The sequence below is a fragment of the Paenibacillus senegalimassiliensis genome (assembly GCF_001486585.1).
Taxonomy (GTDB): Bacteria; Bacillota; Bacilli; order Paenibacillales; family Paenibacillaceae; genus Fontibacillus; species Fontibacillus senegalimassiliensis.
Window position 1 is genome coordinate 639,054 of sequence record NZ_LN909045.1, and the last position, 17,886, is coordinate 656,939.

Genomic DNA, 17,886 nt, shown 5'->3' on the forward strand with positions numbered 1-17,886 from the left:
ATGAAAGGTGGAGATTCTTTTGTTGAATCGTGAAAAAGTGACTAATCATTTGTTGGAACACTTCGAGGATACAGACTCTGATAAAGATCGTTTTATTAAGGACATGCTCATTCTTATCGAGTTTGGTGAATTTGAGGCTGACGATGATGGGGATGAGATGGGGACAAGACTAGAAGAGTTCCTATGATTTATTCATTCTCTCGCCTTTCTCTTTATGAGACTTGTCCATATCGCTTCTATCAAAAGTATCTTCTGGATAAAACAGAGCCGGTTACGAAACCGTTGGCATTGGGCAAAGCGGTTCATAAAGCGATTGAACTAAAAATTAATGGAATGTCTGAACATGAAGCAATTATTGAGGCAATCATCGAGTCGGATTTTCATCCAGAAGTGACCTATGAAGAGATTGCATCTTTGATGCAGCGTGCTCCAAAAGTCAGTGGACAAACGGAAGTTCATTTTGTACTTCCACTTGGAGGAGGGATTCAACTCCAAGGGTACATCGATCTACTGGAAGAAGAGCAATTCTGGGATTGGAAATCGAATTGGCGACCGTACCGAGCAAATGATACAAGGCAGCTTGCTTTGTACGCTTGGGCGATTATGAAAATAAGAGGTATCAGTCAAATCAAAGGGACACTATTCTTTTTGCGTTTCAGGAAAGCGGAATCGTTTATGTATAGCTATTCCGATACCAACGAAGCTAGGGAATGGGCCCATGGGCTAGCCGAAGAGATTGAAATGAAGAAGTCTTGTCTGGAATCATTCCCGGATATGGCTTCTTCTTTATTTCCTTCCATGCCGGGTAGCCACTGTAAACATTGTCCTTTTGTGCTGGAGTGTTACAAAGAGAAAAAATATAATTGTTGAGGAGAGTGTTGTTCATGACTACAGCAGTAATTGAAAAGCTGACAGAGGAAAAAGCAATCGAATTGGCTTTGGAAATTGAACGTACTGAAGCAGTTTTGAAGCAAATGAAAGTGAATTTGAAGGCTTATGTTGATGATAATGGCCCGCTGCAAGCTGGAGATAAAGTTTGGGGATATAGCGTTTCAACTTCGTGGCAGTTCGGAGCGGATAGCTTAAAGGAGTTGGCTGTGGCGATTACAGCAGAAGGAAAGAATGCTTGGGAGTTCCTTAGTCTTCCGGCGACTTCGATTAAGAAGCTTGGATGGGAAGAAGCAGCATTGTCTCAGTACGGTACTGTGAAAGAGTCGAAACGGTTCGATTCAAGGAAAGCCTAAATAGCACTAATTATATTTCTATAGCAAAAAAAGTTTAGCAACTACCTAAGTTTTCGGGTAGTTGCTATTTCTTTATAAAAACTAGGAGATGAAGACTTATGAAAAACGAGGAAAAAGTGATTTTAAATCCTGACCAGAAGGTAGTAGCCTTAAAGACGCTGAAGGATATGTTCTTCGCTGTGAAGCAGCTTCATGATTGGGTTAGTGAAGACAATTTATCACAGGAAATGGCCGGAGTATTGCCCCATTTAATCGAAGGCCATTTCTCAGATATGTCTAAACAACTGAACTATGAGAGTGTGCTTACTAAGGAGAAAGAGGAACGGCATCAGAGGATTAGAGAAGCCTATGGACGAATTTGTGATCTTGAGAAGCAGTTAGGTGAAAATAAACCTATTGATGGTTTGAAGGAACAGCTTCAATTGCTTGCTTCTAAAATTTCTGATTGGTGGAACAAATATGGATTTTATCATGTTTCTGATGCGATGTTCACAGAATATGGTCTATACAAAGCCCGGTTTTGCTTTATGTTGGATCATCTCTATACGTTTAGCGAAACACCTGTGACAGATAAACAGAACCGTAAGCAGCGCATACAGGAGCTGATCGAGGAAGGCTGGGACATTTACTATGAAGAAGGTGGACGCAGCCCTAAATTGGTTGACAATGATAACAATCGTTCCAGACTGGTCAAGCTGATTCGGACTCGTTTCCCGTCAGCCAAGATTGGTAGAACCAGGAACTGGTGTACTGATGATGAAAACGTGTTTGTGTACCGAGATATCGAAGTTTATATTTATGACCTCCGTGACATCATTTCATTGTCAGAGGTACAGGAGGAAAATCATGACTAAGCCACAAGACATGTCGAATAAACAACTTAATATATCTCTTGAAGTTCTTCTGGGAGCAATAGAAGACCGTTATCGGGAAGGTCAGGTTTTGAAAGGAACATACTCAGTTTCACCGAAAAACTATGCGGAAAATCCGGCCAATTCTTTGATGATACAGGAAAGGGCAATTGCTAAAAATGGATTAGAGTATTTAGCGCATCTCAGCGAAGTAATTGAGCCAGACGAGCCTGGATACCAGCAGGAAGGTGAATTGATTGCTTACACACTGGAACATACCATTAATCTACTTGTAGCAACACCTCGTCAGCGGGCTGAGGCAGCTTATATGACTTTATCGCGGGAGGTCTAAGGGTGGACGGACTTATTATTAAACCAAATTGGGCTGATATGGTGCTGTCTGGCATAAAGCCATGGGAAATCCGTGGGAGTCGTACAAGTAAGCGTGGAACGATTGGTATTATTAAAAGTGGCAGCGGGCAGGTGTGCGGAACAGTTGATCTCGTAGATTGTATTCCACTTCATCAGCCTAAGCTAACACTTGAAAATATAAACAAGCATTTTGTTCCTATCAATGCTATTCCATATCATAAACCGTGGGCGTGGGTATTTGAAAATCCGACCATTTATCCTGAGCCGATACCTTATCGGCATCCTCAAGGTGCGGTGATTTGGGTTAAATTGAATAATTCAATGATTTGATTGGCTGTATGTATAATCAAATATACTTAAGCGAGCGGGCGAACCATAGTAATTCAGCATACAATCAAGTCCCGCTCACATACTTTTTTTAATTAAGAAGGAATAAATGGAAAATTGTTGAATTATAAACTGTAGACATAATGGAAAATGAAAAGGAGTGACAAACAATGCTAAAGAATGTGGCTTCAAAATTTGTTATTAAAGCAGTTTTACAATCTATACCCGGACCTTGGGCTGCATTGATAGAAGCGGTAAGTGAGGCACAATCTGAACAAGAATTGAGCAGTAAACTAAGTGGAATGAAGAGTGAAATAGAACAACTTTGGATTAAGTTGCCAATTGTAGCAATTGAGATTGATAAGAGGCTGGTTGATGTTGTCGTTATAAACTTTGATGATGCTGGAAGTATTGAAGAAATTGCTATAAAGCTTGAAAAGAAGTTTGAGGGCGATGTGGATTTTGATTTTATAGGCAAAGATGATTGGGGCTATGAAGAGGATAGTATGTATTTTGGTTTTCCAATATCAATTAAAAAAAATGATGAGTTCCTGAACAAGTTAATTGACGCTGTCGCTATAGTAGCAGAAGAATATGAGACGAATATACGCCATGTTACATATGTTTAATCATAGGGTTTCATGAGGTCTGTAATTACGCGGTGATAGTTTCACTTTGCAAAACTAAGCGAACATATGCTTGCACCTCAATAGCGGAAAAGTTATAATAAAAACATATTATTTTTATAACCTTACACTCCCGATTTTGCCGGAGACAAAGGAAGATGAAGTATCCTCGATCCTGCTGACTTTCGACTGAAAGGAAGAGTGAGGTAAAAGCAGGGCAAATGTTTTCCCCATACTCTCGATAGCTAGAGACAAGGGAGAGAGTGCCGGAAGGACTCTTTAAGAGGTAATAGCTGTTTCGATTAAAAACTAAAAATTAACATTAAAAGCCGACTTTGTATGGTTTACACCATATGAAGGTCGGCTTTTTTGCGCTCTGTAAAGCCTAATTTTCTATTTGAGTTTTAATAAGTTGATTTGCTATAAGTGCTTAGTGCCAATCAACTTTTTATTAATAAACTAACTATATCGCCTCTCGCCCGGCATTAAACGGCGGTGTTTATTTCCAACACCGCCGTAAGGCGGCTTGGGATAAACGGGAAGGAGTTAAAATGAAAGACTTTATGGTAATGGAATCTCAATTGAGTAATTTGCCACCTAGAAGACGTAAGCAGGCTGAAAAGCTTCTAGGGCTTGTAAAACGAGTGATGGAGGAAGACGCTCCTCGTTACCTTTATACTCCAGAGGATGTATATCTGATGGCATCTGACTTAATGGAGTTGGACAAAGAACACTTCATGATCATCATGTTAAATTCTAAGAACCGGATGGTCGGAAAAGAGTTGATTTCTATGGGGGGGCTGAATCAAGCGTCTGTGTGTGCTCGTGAAGTATTCAAACCTGCAATCAGTAAAAATGCTGCCGTTATCGTTTGCGTGCATAATCATCCAAGCGGAGATCCCACGCCCAGCGAAACGGATATAAGTTGGACGAAAAGGATTGTTAACGCTGGAGAGATTCTTGGTATTGAAGTAGTTGATCATATCGTCGTTGGTACTGAAGGATATGTGTCTTTAAAAGAGCAGGGCATCATATGACCGCCAAGGATCGCTTTTTAAATGAACTTTTGAAACGAAACAGTAAGGAGAGGTGGGTAGCGGCTTTGTTGCTTGCTGCCCCTCCTGAAGTCTTGAGCTTAATAACGGTAAAGACTTTACGTAAAGAAGGAAAGGTGACTATGAATGCTTTCCACAGATAATGAAATTCAGAGAACAGGCATTTGGGGTGCTGAAATTTACATTTCTAAAGACTGCACACCTTTGAAAATTGGGTTTGTTTTTGTAAATGAACCGGCTGTAGAAGTTAGTGTTATATTTGAATCTTTCATCAGAGATTACAGTAATGAGAGCAGGGAAGGACTCGATAACCAAATTAAACAATTGCTTATTCAAAGAGGAGTTGTTAAGAAAGTGGAGGTTTAAGAAAATGATTTCTATTTGTAGAGTTTCTGCTCACGCCAATCCAGTTGACGCAGCCCAACGAATTGCTAATGTAATTCGCAAGTGTGGAGTGATCGAACTACAAGCGGTAGGAGATAACGCCATCAGTAAGGCTGTTAAAGCTGTAGCTATTGCACAGGATTCAATTGTGCAGAATGCTGATATGGTGTGTACTCCGCTTTTTATGGAGGCAGACTTGAAGGGTGAGAAAGTCACCGGAATGAAGATAGTCGTAGAAAATAGATAAATGAATGCGGTTTTAAGTAAAAGGCAGTTACCACTTGGAAGATATCTTCCGAGGTGGTGACTGCTTTTATTTTTAAATATGAGAGGAGAATTTTAATGAGCATTACATTTACTCGTGAAGACTGGAAGATGTTTAGAAACATGGAGACGCTTTGTCAAAAGGCAGGGGTGCATCGGGATTATATCCCAAGACTTGTGGTCAAGGAATTGGTAGATAACGCTTTGGATATTTCAGGAAGCTGCGAACTCCATAAGACTAATCAGAATAGCTTTGTAGTTGCTGACAAGGGTGACGGAATCAATCCTGATCTTATTGAAACGTATTTTTCTATTAATCGTCCTATGGTTTCCAGCAAACTGCTTAGGTTGCCCAGCCGAGGGGCATTAGGAAACGGCTTACGTGTAGTCACAGGAGCTGTTATCTCAACCGGAGGGAGTTTGTTTGTCTCTACCCACGGGAAGACCTATGCTTTGATCTTTAACGAGGATGGAACCACTACCAAACAGCATATCTCTGATTGGAATGGAATAGGGACGAAGATAGAAGTAAACCTGGGTTCTATACAAATATCTGACCAGGATTTGACTTGGGGAAAGGCTGCTATACGAATGGCTCATGTGAGAGATAGTAAATCCTTCAAAGGAAAGACATCGACATTCTGGTATACATCTGAAGCATTCTATGAAGTGTGCAACGCTGCCCAAGTTGATTTGCTATCTCTGGCTGCCTATTTCCATAAAACAGATAAGGGTATCCACCAACAAATTGAAGGCATGTTTGGTTCTAATTCAATATCAAACGAGCTTTCATTTGTTCAAACGGAGCAGTTGCTTGAGATACTGAGAAGCGGAAATGCTCGTGTGAAAGCTAACTCGTTAGGTCAAGCTGGTGATTTCGCACATGGAGGTTCTTATAAGAAGCAATCGGGTACTTTTGCTATTCGATCTTCCCGTGGTAGACATGATGCTGAGATTCCTTTTGTAGCAAAAGCGTGGGTTGAATATCATGACGACGATAATCAGGACAGTCGATCTTACATGTGGAATTACGTAAACAGTACGGTTGCTGCTACTGACGTAAGAATTAGTTACAGCAGGAAACAAGTCACCATCTGGAGTGGTGGTCTTTACATTGAAATGAAGAAATCACGTCCGGGTATCTACCGCTTTAATCTGATTACACCTTACATGCCTATTACTTCTGATGGTAAAGCTCCCGATTTTCGCCCTATGAGTGAAGTGCTTGAGAAGGTTATGCTTTCTGCTAATAAAGAGCAATATAAGTACCGAGTGAAGACGAGCAACAGAGGGGCTAGGAATGAGAAGGAACTTATACTATCTAACCTTCCAGCAGCCATTCAGAAAACAAGTGGCAACGGCACCCACATTTTTAGTTTGCGTCAGCTCTACTATGGGGTTAGACCTTATGTGATGGAGGCATTGGATAAAGAGCCTGAATACAATTACTTCTGCCGATTAATTTCTGAGTATGAGAACGACTATGGCGAAATTGAAGGCATGTACCGTGATCCAAGAGGTATTATGTATCATCCGCATCGAGGAGATGAGATTCCCCTTGGAACGATTGCTGTACAAAACTATGCACGGCCAGAATGGACGTTTAACAAAATCATCTTCATTGAGAAGGAAGGCTATTTTGCTTCATTAAAAGATGTGAAGTTTCCTGAGAGATACGATTGTGCATTGATTACCTCCAAAGGATTTGCGAACCGTGCTGTTAAAGACGTTTTTGACTTATTGGGGGAAACGGATGAGGAAATTACATTTTTCTGTGTTCATGATGCTGATGCAGCAGGGACTATGATCTATGAGACATTACAGCATTCAACTATCTCAAGACCAGGACGCAAATTTAAAGTTATCAATTTGGGACTTGATCCGGAAGAGGCGATAGCTATGGGGCTGCAAGTCGAAAGCTTCAAGCGTGGCAATCGCCATCGTCCTACAGCCAGTTATATCAACTATGAGTGGGAAGACTGGTTGCAGGAGTCACGCGTTGAACTTAACGCGATGACTACGCCACAGTTTATTCAGTGGCTGGAGAACAAAATGGAGGAGTACGGACACAAAAAAGTAATTCCAAATGATACAGTCCTCCAAAATAAGCTACAGGACAAAGCAAAGGAGATTCTTAAACAGCGATTGGCTCAGAAATTACTTGTAGAGGCAGGTTTTGACCAGCAATTTGAGGTGGCTTTAGGAGAGCTATCCGATGCGGTTGAAGATTATAGAGAATTACGTAATGAAGTTGAAGAAGCTTTGTCTGATCGACAAGACCGACATTGGACTGACCCAGTACAAAATAGAGCTGAAGATATTGTAAAGAGAATCTGCTGATGATGGCCCTCCTCACATTTTGGGGAGGGAGTCACTTAACTACTTTCGAAGAGCTTGGTAATGGTAGAGAGTATTTTTAGATTGTTATTATATAATGACTTATTCTACAAACTACAAATATCTTATTTTACATATACAATGAAATGAACAAATTAATGAGCTATTGACTTTAAATAATCAAGAACTTCTTTAGTTGGTGTTGCCTTGATATACCAGAAGTCTTCAGTTCTGTTATTCTTATCACCATATGAAATTTTTATATACATATTTAGGTAAGAGTCATCTGTTAACATGTTTATTGTTTCATTATTAATGACATATCCTCGATAAAGGCTTAACCCAAAGGGTTCTTTATTTGGATAAAGATTTGTTTCAGAATTATTCAAGGCATTGGTAGATGTGAGATCCCCTGTTAAATAGTACTGAATCATAGTGGGTTCCAAAGTAAAAGATTGAATTACGTTTTTTAGTTCAGAAGTAAAATTTTCCATTAGAATTTCATAGACAATACGATCAGCATCTTGTTCATGATTAAAAGTAACTGAAGCAGAAATGTCGTATGGTTTATATTGTTCAGCAACAAAAATCCCTTTGTTGTTTTTTACTTTTTCATCCAAATCCTCTTTTTCAGAAAGCTTAGTATAGGTATCCTGCCTAATTTCATTTTCAGCATTTTTTTTTGATTCGACTGGATTAATGTCTTTCCTTTGATCACAGCCAATGAATAGCATTGAGAAAAGAGAAAAAGCAATTAGCAAACGAATACTTTTCATACTTATGTCCTCCAATCATTATAAAAACAACCAGCTATTATTCACTCAAAGAATAATAACTGGTTGTTTCTTTAAGAGAATAAAGACAGCTTACTTTAGAACCATTCTTCAGTTGTATATTTTTTACCCTGTAAATAGTTATTATATGCTTGCGTTTGAATATAACTATTATTATTATAATGTGCTGCAGTTTGGATTCTAGCAGGCCCATAACCGTTATCAGGTGTAAAATCTTTTATGCCTTGTCTTTGAACCTTATCTTTGTTCCAATAAAGAGCATAGTAATATTTGTAAGTGTTTCTATTTGTGCTTTCAAATAATGTATGCCATGAATTATCATACCATACCTGACCTTGCTTAGTTGGGTAAGTGTAGCCAACCATTGTTTTTGCAGTTGCTACCTTTGAAACTTCGATGTTATCCAACAGTAAATCAACAACATTATAAATTATTGTTCCGACAGTCCCTGAGACGAAATTACCAATAATCCACATAAGGTTATTTTGAATTGTGCTAAAAGTTCCTGTAGCAGTATCTTGGGTAGCAAGTTCTGCATAGGAACCGTAAGTAACGAGATTTACTCTAGTGGCACCGGTACCTGGATCATCCCCGAATGGTTGAAAATCGAGTAATCCTTGTTGAGGGATATTTGCATTTGCTTCATCAATAGGATCATTTTGAATAATGTAATTGCTATCTTTTGATTTTTGTAAGTCATTTAGTTCAGATTGAGGAGATAATTGAGTTGGACTGGCATTACTTGCAAATGCTCCGCTTGTAGTAGTAAAAGTAAGAATAAGTACTAAGAGAAGTGGTAGCGTTTTTAATTTCATAATAACCTCCAGTTTTTTTTATTGAAAGCCGGCCGGCAGTTCAATCCCATTTGTTCCAATATATAACAATGTATACTTGTAGTCAATTAAATGGGAAAATATATAAATTGATCTTTGTTTAGAATTATGTTATAACACGTCTGTTGATTAACCAAAATTATACAGGGTTAAAACGGTTTGATGTCCAGTAAAATGCTAATATCCTTTCAAACTAATCTGCCATACAACTGGCAGGGCACTACAAAGGAATAGCCTTGTAAAACCTGCAAACGATAAGGATTTGGTGTATTTTTCCTTACTCCTTGTACATGAATGAATTTCATTAGGACATAAGCAATCATGCCACCAAATAATTGATTATATACCGCATTTTGTGTCGTTCCAAATAGGACGGGAACGTTCAAATTTTGCTTGATCCAGCGAGAAAAAAGACTCAATCGTCTAACGAGACTTGTACATATCGGCGATTTCTTCAGCGTTACTACACGCACCGCTTTGCCTTGGTGGCCTGTAAATTGCACCACACGGTGGCGACTTTTTGTTTGTTTTACGAGGTACCTAGCGTGCATGTGAAGTCGGCACTCACATTGAAATTTGAGATGCGATTCCCTTTAAAGACTTCTTGCGATTTAGCTGAATGTTGTATTTTAGGCTAATAACCATATGCTAGGTATAATTTTTCGTTCCATAACCGCTCCATTTTATCAATTGAAAAAACATATTTAGAAAAAAATGTTATATTATTAAAGGATAAAGAATGGGAGGAGTTTAAAATGGTTATTGCGGAGTGCTGTGTATGTCGTGCAACTTATTCAAAGGGAGAAGAATTTGAAAATTTGTGTAAAGTAAACAACCTTGTTTGTGGGGATCAGAGTGATCCTAGGTTAGAGGAATTACTTATAAATCTCCAAGAAAAGAAATTGATATGTACAAAGTGCGGAGATTTCGAGGTCGTATTTACTCATAACACCAAACTTAAGAGATGAGCATGTTGGTGTATAAGCATCCTCCGGGGGTGCTTTTTCTTTTGTCCTAAATATATAGGCAGAAGATGTTAGAAGAGCAGGACGGGGTGTAGCGTTGCTGTACTGCCCTGTTTGTCGAGCCTGTGTATGGAAACCAACTTAACATAAGGGAGGTAATCTGAGATTTTTTGTCGAAGTGTGTATTATTGATAAAAAAGGGGCGGGTGCAATGAACGATGAACAAAGAGCTGCTGAAGCTGTGCATAATTTTCTGAATGATAATAGTAAAAAAATTCTCTTGGTGCGAGGTTATGATAATGATGCTAAATTAAGAGTTGTATTATCTTGTTTAAACCAAGTCTTCAAATTGGGGATAATACGAACGTCTTCTATGGCAAATATTACTGAATTTATTAATCAAGCTTTTAATAAAAACCTTTTACCTTCTTCCATTAAATCTACAACTACTTATAAGTTAGGTCAGATGACCGTTAACATTAATAGTTACTCCACTACAACTAGGCAAAATCCCAAAGGTAACGAAGATACTTTCACTGTGTTTTTTCCTGTTCAAACTGTATTGGATTATGGAAAGCGATATAAAAAATTCATAACCGAATTGAGTGAGAGTAATTCCAGAAAAATAATTTTGATTACGACAAATGAGTGGGGCATTAAAGAGTGGGATATTGAGAAGCATGTGGATGAGGTCTTTTTCTACAGCGTTGAAGAAGATAACCCACAAATTATGAGAAACTTACGGAATAATGGAGCAATCTAAACACCCCTAGAGGTGCTTTCTCTTTTGGAGGAGTATTATGAACATTAAAACAATTCCCATCGCTCAGCTAATTGTATGAGATTATATTAGCACTGAACATAGGAGCGAACGTATGATTGCATTTTTGAATTGTCGATGTTATAATATTGCTGTAATTATATTTACCTCTAAACTCCCTTTTGCTGGAGACAAGAGCTTCGTGTCCCTTAGGGACATAGATAATGATGTAGGACCTCTCCTGTGATCTTCTATATGAAGAGAGGAAAAATACAGGACAATTTACTTTATCCGTTACTTCCATCTGCTGAAGAAAAGGATTGAAGAGTACCGAAAGGCTCTGATAAAGCTTTAAATGCGTATTTACATTGCGCCTATAGAATTTTTGATTACGTTTATAAAAGCCGATTTTTGCATGGATTCGTCCATGTAGGAATCGGCTTTTTTTGCTTTTTAAATAAAAATGAGAGGATGAACGAACATGTTCAAGTTATTCAAGAAGGAAAATCACATTAAAGCTGAGGTGACCTCATTTTTGCAGCAAGAAAAAAATCGACGTAAACAGTCCGATGAATTTGTTCGATTGCTGGCAGAGGTGATTCCATATGTCGCAGTAGAAGTGTGGGGACAAAACGACGATGAACTGGACATTGGTGCTGATGTGGTTCTTCAACTGAAAGAAAAGAAATTTTATCTTATGGATGAGAGCAAAGACATGATTGAAGAAGTTAGCGCTTTGAAGGGACAATTATACTGGAGAAGCGTGCAGGAGATCATGAATTACGCCAAAGACATGATTGAAGACATACAGGAGCGAGATGCGGGAAGAAATCAGCTTGTTACCGAGATGGCTAGTCTGACTCAACAAATGAAGGACAGCCCGATTGTTTCCGGCATGAAAGCAAGAGTATTTCGGGTGTAGCCTATTGGCTCACAATTAAATGTTAATCAAAGACTGATTCCTTCTTCTTAGGAATTGGTCTTTTTTATTAAAAATGAGGAGGTTTCATCTATGAATACTGTTTTAAAAGATGTTGTAGCTGTCCCGGCCAGTCAAGGTAATGCGATTGGTTTTCTAACTTGGAATTCATTAGCGAATATGCTGATTACTCCTGACGAGCTTAAACAAAAGCTCGTTGAGTCTGGATTAGGAAATGGTTGGATGCCCAAGGATATAAGACTCCCCGATGCCTTTAGAAGAGCTACAAGTGAAAAATTCAAGCGGGAAGTATCACCTGGAGTATACGAGAACTATATGTTCCGCGAGGTGGCTTCTACCAGCACTTTCGTACAAAGAAATTTGGTTTGCGAAACCAAGGATACCAAAGGCAGAAGGCTGAACTATGTTTCAGATGCTGGAGCATTGGTTCTGGATCGGAAAACTGGAACGGTAGAAAGCAGCTTTGTTTCATCAATGGCACAGCAGCTAGTGAACAACGCTGCCTTGCAGTTTGATATCTATCGAAACAATTATGGAGCTAATACACTTCGTACATTGATCACTAGCGTCCTGAAAAGCATGTCTCCTACACCAGTCAGACCATCTGGCGGTGTTTACTTCATACCGGTACAGTTTGAAGGCAACTTGGATGCATTGAATCAATTCGTTGCGTCTCTTGAGAAAGGGGAAGCGGAGAAGGTGCCTGTAATGAACACGATGGATATGAAAAACATGGTGACTCGTAAGCTCATGGATCATCTTCAAGGGACTCTTGCAGCCTGTGAGAATGGAGTAGCTAATCAACTTAAGAAGAATGAGCTTAAGGTTATTCTTGAGGATGCCAAAGCGGTTGTGTCCAATGTGAAGGATTACGAAGCGATTGTCGCAGGTGATTTGCAAGAGATGGAGGCATATGTTGCGCTCATCCGTGAAAAAGTGGCAAGTGCGTTGACAAATATGGCTGATTAAAACAGGATTCGTTATCGTATTGGATAACAGAAAGGATAATTCATGAACGGACAAGCCTTTTTACAGCATTGGTCTTTGATCCGAAAGGTGCTTCAAGATCATATTGATTTGGACAAAGTAAGATACAGTCAGCATGCGGGCGAGCGGATGGAGGAACGAATGATTACAAAACGGATGATCGAATCCATTCTGTATCATAATGAACCTACCGAAATGCATGAAATCAAAAAATACCCGTTTGGTGAGCAGCCTTTCACCAATTCTGATCCGGTCTTAACAGTTGTCGGAATTTATGAAGATCGAAAAGTTGCTGTTGGATTGGCTATTAAGAAAAGAAATCAAGGAATTGTATTTACTGTAGTGACGGCTATGTTTCCTGAAAGCGGTCGTCACATCAGATAGGTACTTACATTGCCCTATTTAGTGTATAATAAGAGCATTATTTCGGGGTGGTGATACGGTGACGAAAGGAAAAAAGGACATGATTATTCGTAATGTCAAAACAAAGAACTTCCCATATGAGCTTATTGATGGGGAAGAACACTATCCTTTACATTCGGCTGCGGTTGTTGAAAGTATTGCAGACCAGATCCCTGATGAAGTAAAGCCTTTAATCGCCATTGACTATGATGCGATTCCCGATTCTTATTTTCAGAAGGTGAAAGCTGAATTAGGGATTAAACCAGTTAACATGAACCGAGCTGATGAACATGAGCGCAAGCTTCTTGAATCATTGGAGCAAGCAGGAGTGTTTAAGCAGTAACTGATGAATTTATAAAATAAAGAGCTGATGACTTCTTAATTTGAGAAGCGTTGGCTCTTTTTATTTTATCTAAAAAATGGAGGTAGCCAAATGAAAATCAAGGATATCCAGAATGCATTAAATGGTCAGTATACAGAACGTGAAGAAGTGGTTGAGGGCTTGATGGTGGCAATGATCGCCCGTCAGCATGCTTTATTGATAGGACCGCCAGGAACAGGAAAGAGCGCATTGGTAAGTGACTTAACAAAACGTTTCACAGGAGCGAATTACTTCCAATGGCTGCTAACACGGTTCAGCACACCAGAGGAGCTGTTTGGGCCTGTTTCGTTGAAGGAACTGGAACAAGGTGTGTACAAGCGGAATACGACTGGAAAGCTGCCAGAGGCTCACACTTCATTTTTGGATGAGATTTTCAAAGCAAACAGTTCAATACTGAATGCCTTGCTCACTCTCATTAATGAACGGATGTTCTATAATGATGGCGCTCCTGGACAAGTTCCGTTGATGTCCCTTATCGGAAGTTCAAATGAATATCCAGAAGAAGGGGAAGGGCTTGAAGCTCTGTTTGACCGCTTCCTGCTCAGGTATGAGGTTGACTACATCGGTGAAGATCAGTCCTTTATTTCCATGTTGAAAGGTTCTGCGTCATCCACAGCCGACATGAGCATTGATGAACTATTTGAACTCCAGTTCTTTAGTGATACGGTCACTATTCCTGATGAAGTTTTCGAAGCGCTGAGTAAGATTAGACGCGAGTTGATGGATGAAGGTATCCGTCCTTCAGATCGACGTTTCAAACAGATTCTTTCGGTCATTCGAGCAAAGGCTGTACTTGCTGGCAGAGACTATGCAGAGCTTGAAGACCTCATTATTCTTAAGCATAGTCTGTGGGAGAAGCCGGAGCAGCGTGATAAGACAGCCAAAATTGTACGTAATCATGCTCAGGATGCTGTGAAGACTCGTGTTGAAGAGATTGAAATCGAAGCTGCTGATATTTTGAAGGGCCTTGAACAGTCCAATAATTCTACGGATATGGCTGTAGAAAGTACAAAAAAACTTAAGAGCTTAGTCAGCGAACTTAAAAAGCTCCAAAAGGATAATCCAAATCGGCCAGAAGTTGAACAAGTCATTGCTCTTGTCCAGAAATCGTTAACTGATATCGCATCCCAAGTGCTGGGAGTGTAGGAGATGAAGGAGCTTAAAGGTTCTGTTTTAAATACGGATTTATATGATCGAAGACGCTTTGGGCAGATCATGGAGATGTCTGAGAAACTCAGAGAGGTTGATAAAGAGGGAAGTAATTTGTTTCCCTCTTTCCAGCCATTAATGGGTGATATGTGGGCAGGTCTTTTTAAAATGAAACCTGAGTTGCTTGAGGAAGTTCCTGAAGGCTTGGAGATGAATCATCAACTTATGGAGAGAGTCATGTCAGACGAAGGCTATCAGGAGTTCCGTGAGTTTACTAGGTTGGATGATCTGTCAGCCGCGCTTGGCACGACCAAGTATAGCGAGACGGTTCTTGGCTGGGTAAAGGAACAAGCGCAAAAAGATCAGGACTTGGCGGGTGCCTTGCAAAACTATATGAAGGGAAAGGCAGGGGCATCACAGGAAGCATCAGAGGCGCTATCCTCAGCCTTGAATCAAAATGGCAATGAGCTATCTAAGATGCTTGCCAAAGCTGCACAGGAAGCAACAGAAGCCAAGGAGAATGTGAAATCTCTTCTGGGAGGTGTGCAGGCTGGAAGCGGAGATAGTGAACTAAAAAAGGTTCCGTTGAAAGATCAACTTATTCTGGCTGAAAGGTTGAGCCATGACAAGAAGATGAAGGACATTGCGAGATGGGCTGGTCGAATGAAAGTGATGGCGAATCGGAAACAGCGCTCGAAGCATAAGGATGCTATCAACCGTAATGGGATCAAGCAGGGAAATGATATAGAACAACTGCTTCCGATGGAACTTGGCAGTTACGCCAACCCCATGACGAAAATGGATTTCCTACACCGTTATGTCGAAGGCCAGACGCTTCAGTATGATACAAAGGGGCCTGAACAGTTGGGTAAAGGACCAATCATATTGTGCATGGATCAGTCAGGAAGCATGAGCAGCCAGGATACGATCTCTAAAGGCTTTGCACTAGCCTTGATGAGTATTGCACGTAAGCAAAGAAGAGACTTTGCATGGATTCCTTTTTCTTCAGATGCTGCTGAGCCAATGATTTATGAGCGTGGAAAAATCACTGTTCAGGATATGATTCAGTTGGCGACTATTTTTCTAGGTGGAGGAACAAACTTTCAATCGCCACTTAGGGCAGCAAGTCATATTATCCAGCAGAGCCGATTTAATAAAGCGGATATTGTATTTGTGACAGATGGCGAGTCTCAGGTAAATGAACATTTCCTAGGGGCGTGGAATGAACTGAAGGAGAAAAAGGGATTTTCAGTCTTGTCACTACTGCTTGGAAGGGAGTCTATTCAAGGAGTAGAAGGTTTCTCGGACCGGATTGTCAGAGCTTCTTCGTTTGAAGATGAGTCAGTACATCAGGCATTTGAAATATGAGGGTTAGCAGGGCAGATTATTTCTGTCCTGTTCTTTATTTTAGGGAGGGTTATTTAATATGAAAAGATCAAGCATTCAACGTACAACTAGAAGCCTTTTGAGCATGCGGGATCGAATCCGCTTTGATCTTCTGTTTCAGTTGGAAAACCGCTCACGAATCCTTTTAAGAGGAGCAGTCGCACTTAGCTTGACAATACGTCAAATATTTGGTTGGCGTAATAACAATAGTCATAATGCGTCAATGAACAATTATTAAGAAACTCAATACGTAGCGCAAAGGTAAGTCCCTTTACTTTTTTTCTTTTAGATGTGGAATTATTTGATATAGTTGTCGAATTACATAATCTATTTCTACTTTAGTTGTATTTAGCCCAAAACTAAATCGTATAGATCCATAATTTTTAGTGTCAGCGCCAATTGCTAATAATACATGGGATTCTCCAATTTTTCCTGAACTACAAGCAGAGCCTAGGGATACATTTATGCCAAGTTTGTTTAGATTCTTTAACAAAGCTCCGCTGTCAACATGAGGAAACCCAATGTTTAAATTATTTGATATTCTTTGATTTATTGATCCATTTACCACTATATTGGGTTCAATTTCAATTATTCTTTTTAAAAAATAATCTCTCAAATTCTTTATTCTATTATTTTCCGGACCCATTTCGTTATGTGCTAATTCTGAAGCTTTTGCTAGAGCAAGTATTGACATTACGTTTTCAGTCCCTGAACGAACCCCATATTCTTGTCCACCACCATGAATTTGTGGTGATAATTCTAGTCCCTCTCTAATGTAAAGCCCGCCTATTCCTTTTGGGCCATATATTTTATGCCCAGAGAATGAAAGTAAAGATATCCCCGATTTCTCAGGATTGATCTTAATTTTTCCAAAAGCCTGAATTGCATCAACCATAAAGATTATTTTATTACTAGTACAAATAGCTCCAATTTCATGTATAGGGTTTATTGATCCTATTTCATTGTTTACAGCCATGATTGAGACTAAAAATGTGTTCTTTTTAATATTGTTTTTAACCAGCTTAGGACTTACTAATCCTTTCTTATCAACATCAAGGTAAGTTATTTCAAATCCTATGTTTGACAAAAACTTCATTGTTTCTAACACTGAAGCGTGTTCTATTTTACTTGTAATTATATGTCCTTTTTCCTTTAGTCTTTTAAATGCAACACCTTTTATAGCAAGGTTATTTGATTCTGACCCAGAACCTGTGAATGTTATATTTTCAGGTTTTACAGATAAGTCTGATGAAATTTGCTGTCTAGCTTTAAAAATAAGGTCTTTTTGGTACTTACCTTCTGCAGTATTACTACTTGGATTTTCAAAACCAATCTTATTATTAATGTAATACTGTAGAATTTTTTTAACTTCAGGTCTAATATTTGTCGTGGCATTATAGTCAAGATACACTCTTCTAAAGTCAAGAGGGTCAATATCCAGGCAAACATTACATTTAGATTTTTCGGGACCTTCATTAGAATTCAGGAATATTCCAAATTTCTTATAGAATCTATCCTTTTGTTGTTGGTGGAGTTTATTTCTTTCCAAATCACTGATTAGTTCATGGGCTTTGTCAAGTAAATCCTTCTGACTAATGGGATATTTGACAAGGTAGGTTTTTAGTTTTAGAGGAGGTTGATTTGTTAATTTTTCAAACAGTAATGGAGTATTCTTACAAACGGTCATGTTATAGAAATATGTGTAATCTAATACACAAGAAAGGAACACATCATGACTTATCTCTGTATTAATCTTCATGATTTTTTTGAATTTTGTAATACAGCCTTCTAAGGACACATTGTTATTAGATAACATCAGAAATCTCCT

Annotated in this window: 22 protein-coding genes; 18 read left to right on the forward strand and 4 right to left on the reverse strand. The window is 39.1% G+C overall.

Features of this window, described 5'->3' with window-relative positions; translation table 11 throughout:
* The first annotated feature begins 19 nt into the window (after nt 1-19).
* The 11 genes from BN3279_RS23795 to BN3279_RS12880 all read left to right on the forward strand — a co-directional run bounded on the left by BN3279_RS23795 (nt 20) and on the right by BN3279_RS12880 (nt 7,463).
* Nucleotides 20-187 (forward strand): hypothetical protein, encoded by a 168-nt coding sequence (locus BN3279_RS23795; RefSeq protein WP_157686454.1) that lies wholly within the window; start codon nt 20-22, stop codon nt 185-187.
* Nucleotides 184-870, forward strand: coding sequence for a RecB family exonuclease (locus BN3279_RS12835; RefSeq protein WP_059051389.1), 687 nt, complete (start codon nt 184-186; stop codon nt 868-870). Before BN3279_RS23795 ends, BN3279_RS12835 begins: the two co-directional genes overlap by 4 nt.
* A 14-nt stretch (nt 871-884) precedes the next feature.
* The gene (locus BN3279_RS12840) at nt 885-1,244 is read left to right on the forward strand and encodes a hypothetical protein (protein WP_059051391.1); all 360 of its coding nucleotides are present in this window, start codon (nt 885-887) and stop codon (nt 1,242-1,244) included.
* 98 nt (nt 1,245-1,342) lie between these two features.
* Nucleotides 1,343-2,098, forward strand: coding sequence for a hypothetical protein (locus BN3279_RS12845; protein WP_059051392.1), 756 nt, complete (start codon nt 1,343-1,345; stop codon nt 2,096-2,098).
* Nucleotides 2,091-2,447 (forward strand): hypothetical protein, encoded by a 357-nt coding sequence (locus tag BN3279_RS12850; protein WP_059051395.1) that lies wholly within the window; start codon nt 2,091-2,093, stop codon nt 2,445-2,447. Before BN3279_RS12845 ends, BN3279_RS12850 begins: the two co-directional genes overlap by 8 nt.
* 2 nt (nt 2,448-2,449) lie before the next feature.
* Nucleotides 2,450-2,797 (forward strand): ASCH domain-containing protein, encoded by a 348-nt coding sequence (locus tag BN3279_RS12855; RefSeq protein WP_059051397.1) that lies wholly within the window; start codon nt 2,450-2,452, stop codon nt 2,795-2,797.
* Between the two features lie 167 nt (nt 2,798-2,964).
* The gene (locus BN3279_RS12860; protein WP_059051399.1) at nt 2,965-3,423 is read left to right on the forward strand and encodes a hypothetical protein; all 459 of its coding nucleotides are present in this window, start codon (nt 2,965-2,967) and stop codon (nt 3,421-3,423) included.
* 548 nt (nt 3,424-3,971) lie between these two features.
* Nucleotides 3,972-4,457 carry a JAB domain-containing protein gene (locus BN3279_RS12865; protein ID WP_059051401.1) on the forward strand — a complete coding sequence of 162 codons (486 nt, stop codon included), beginning with the start codon at nt 3,972-3,974 and terminating at the stop codon, nt 4,455-4,457.
* Nucleotides 4,458-4,601: 144 nt separating this feature from the next.
* Nucleotides 4,602-4,841, forward strand: coding sequence for a hypothetical protein (locus BN3279_RS23805; protein WP_059051403.1), 240 nt, complete (start codon nt 4,602-4,604; stop codon nt 4,839-4,841).
* A gap of 4 nt (nt 4,842-4,845) precedes the next feature.
* Nucleotides 4,846-5,106: a stage V sporulation protein S gene (locus BN3279_RS12875; RefSeq protein ID WP_059051405.1), complete on the forward strand. Its 261-nt coding sequence runs from the start codon at nt 4,846-4,848 to the stop codon at nt 5,104-5,106.
* 95 nt (nt 5,107-5,201) lie between these two features.
* Nucleotides 5,202-7,463, forward strand: coding sequence for an ATP-binding protein (locus tag BN3279_RS12880; protein ID WP_059051408.1), 2,262 nt, complete (start codon nt 5,202-5,204; stop codon nt 7,461-7,463).
* A 152-nt stretch (nt 7,464-7,615) separates the two neighbouring features.
* Here the strand turns inward: BN3279_RS12880 and BN3279_RS12885 are convergent, their stop codons facing one another.
* From BN3279_RS12885 to BN3279_RS24005, 3 genes are all read right to left on the reverse strand, one after another.
* Complete coding sequence (locus BN3279_RS12885; protein ID WP_059051410.1) at nt 7,616-8,236, reverse strand: hypothetical protein; 621 nt, start codon at nt 8,234-8,236, stop codon at nt 7,616-7,618.
* Between the two features lie 95 nt (nt 8,237-8,331).
* Nucleotides 8,332-9,069 (reverse strand): hypothetical protein, encoded by a 738-nt coding sequence (locus BN3279_RS12890; protein ID WP_059051412.1) that lies wholly within the window; start codon nt 9,067-9,069, stop codon nt 8,332-8,334.
* Nucleotides 9,070-9,275: 206 nt separating this feature from the next.
* Nucleotides 9,276-9,593 carry a hypothetical protein gene (locus BN3279_RS24005; protein WP_187377790.1) on the reverse strand — a complete coding sequence of 106 codons (318 nt, stop codon included), beginning with the start codon at nt 9,591-9,593 and terminating at the stop codon, nt 9,276-9,278.
* Between the two features lie 670 nt (nt 9,594-10,263).
* Between BN3279_RS24005 and BN3279_RS12900 the strand changes: the two genes are divergently transcribed.
* The 7 genes from BN3279_RS12900 to BN3279_RS23430 all read left to right on the forward strand — a co-directional run bounded on the left by BN3279_RS12900 (nt 10,264) and on the right by BN3279_RS23430 (nt 16,040).
* Nucleotides 10,264-10,815: a hypothetical protein gene (locus BN3279_RS12900; protein ID WP_059051416.1), complete on the forward strand. Its 552-nt coding sequence runs from the start codon at nt 10,264-10,266 to the stop codon at nt 10,813-10,815.
* A 478-nt stretch (nt 10,816-11,293) separates the two neighbouring features.
* The gene (locus tag BN3279_RS12905) at nt 11,294-11,734 is read left to right on the forward strand and encodes a hypothetical protein (RefSeq protein WP_059051418.1); all 441 of its coding nucleotides are present in this window, start codon (nt 11,294-11,296) and stop codon (nt 11,732-11,734) included.
* A gap of 90 nt (nt 11,735-11,824) precedes the next feature.
* Nucleotides 11,825-12,721 (forward strand): DUF6744 family protein, encoded by an 897-nt coding sequence (locus BN3279_RS12910; RefSeq protein WP_059051420.1) that lies wholly within the window; start codon nt 11,825-11,827, stop codon nt 12,719-12,721.
* 42 nt (nt 12,722-12,763) lie between these two features.
* A complete protein-coding gene (locus BN3279_RS12915) occupies nt 12,764-13,123 on the forward strand; it encodes a DUF4258 domain-containing protein (protein WP_059051421.1) in 360 nt (119 codons plus the stop codon).
* 58 nt (nt 13,124-13,181) lie between these two features.
* Nucleotides 13,182-13,484 (forward strand): hypothetical protein, encoded by a 303-nt coding sequence (locus tag BN3279_RS12920; protein WP_148466843.1) that lies wholly within the window; start codon nt 13,182-13,184, stop codon nt 13,482-13,484.
* Between the two features lie 90 nt (nt 13,485-13,574).
* Nucleotides 13,575-14,669, forward strand: a complete 1,095-nt coding sequence (locus BN3279_RS12925) for an AAA family ATPase (RefSeq protein ID WP_059051425.1) — start codon at nt 13,575-13,577, stop codon at nt 14,667-14,669.
* Between the two features lie 3 nt (nt 14,670-14,672).
* On the forward strand, nt 14,673-16,040 hold the full coding sequence (locus BN3279_RS23430; protein ID WP_082673062.1) for a vWA domain-containing protein: 1,368 nt from the start codon (nt 14,673-14,675) through the stop codon (nt 16,038-16,040).
* A gap of 289 nt (nt 16,041-16,329) precedes the next feature.
* On the opposite strand, the gene BN3279_RS12935 is transcribed toward BN3279_RS23430, so the two are convergent.
* Nucleotides 16,330-17,874 (reverse strand): cysteine desulfurase family protein, encoded by a 1,545-nt coding sequence (locus BN3279_RS12935; RefSeq protein ID WP_059051427.1) that lies wholly within the window; start codon nt 17,872-17,874, stop codon nt 16,330-16,332.
* Between the last annotated feature and the right edge of the window lie 12 nt (nt 17,875-17,886).

Excerpts from the sequence above, each read along its gene's own strand:
- BN3279_RS12905 (WP_059051418.1), top strand. The coding sequence starts at position 11,294 with ATGTTCAAGTTATTCAAGAAGGAAAATCACATTAAAGCTGAGGTGACC.
- BN3279_RS12875 (WP_059051405.1), top strand. The coding sequence starts at position 4,846 with ATGATTTCTATTTGTAGAGTTTCTGCTCACGCCAATCCAGTTGACGCA.
- BN3279_RS12840 (WP_059051391.1), top strand. The coding sequence starts at position 885 with ATGACTACAGCAGTAATTGAAAAGCTGACAGAGGAAAAAGCAATCGAA.
- BN3279_RS12900 (WP_059051416.1), top strand. The coding sequence starts at position 10,264 with ATGAACGATGAACAAAGAGCTGCTGAAGCTGTGCATAATTTTCTGAAT.
- BN3279_RS12850 (WP_059051395.1), top strand. The coding sequence starts at position 2,091 with ATGACTAAGCCACAAGACATGTCGAATAAACAACTTAATATATCTCTT.
- BN3279_RS12860 (WP_059051399.1), top strand. The coding sequence starts at position 2,965 with ATGCTAAAGAATGTGGCTTCAAAATTTGTTATTAAAGCAGTTTTACAA.
- BN3279_RS12845 (WP_059051392.1), top strand. The coding sequence starts at position 1,343 with ATGAAAAACGAGGAAAAAGTGATTTTAAATCCTGACCAGAAGGTAGTA.
- BN3279_RS12865 (WP_059051401.1), top strand. The coding sequence starts at position 3,972 with ATGAAAGACTTTATGGTAATGGAATCTCAATTGAGTAATTTGCCACCT.
- BN3279_RS12915 (WP_059051421.1), top strand. The coding sequence starts at position 12,764 with ATGAACGGACAAGCCTTTTTACAGCATTGGTCTTTGATCCGAAAGGTG.
- BN3279_RS12880 (WP_059051408.1), top strand. The coding sequence starts at position 5,202 with ATGAGCATTACATTTACTCGTGAAGACTGGAAGATGTTTAGAAACATG.
- BN3279_RS12890 (WP_059051412.1), bottom strand. The coding sequence starts at position 9,069 with ATGAAATTAAAAACGCTACCACTTCTCTTAGTACTTATTCTTACTTTT.
- BN3279_RS12835 (WP_059051389.1), top strand. The coding sequence starts at position 184 with ATGATTTATTCATTCTCTCGCCTTTCTCTTTATGAGACTTGTCCATAT.
- BN3279_RS12885 (WP_059051410.1), bottom strand. The coding sequence starts at position 8,236 with ATGAAAAGTATTCGTTTGCTAATTGCTTTTTCTCTTTTCTCAATGCTA.
- BN3279_RS23805 (WP_059051403.1), top strand. The coding sequence starts at position 4,602 with ATGCTTTCCACAGATAATGAAATTCAGAGAACAGGCATTTGGGGTGCT.
- BN3279_RS12935 (WP_059051427.1), bottom strand. The coding sequence starts at position 17,874 with ATGTTATCTAATAACAATGTGTCCTTAGAAGGCTGTATTACAAAATTC.
- BN3279_RS12910 (WP_059051420.1), top strand. The coding sequence starts at position 11,825 with ATGAATACTGTTTTAAAAGATGTTGTAGCTGTCCCGGCCAGTCAAGGT.
- BN3279_RS12925 (WP_059051425.1), top strand. The coding sequence starts at position 13,575 with ATGAAAATCAAGGATATCCAGAATGCATTAAATGGTCAGTATACAGAA.
- BN3279_RS23430 (WP_082673062.1), top strand. The coding sequence starts at position 14,673 with ATGAAGGAGCTTAAAGGTTCTGTTTTAAATACGGATTTATATGATCGA.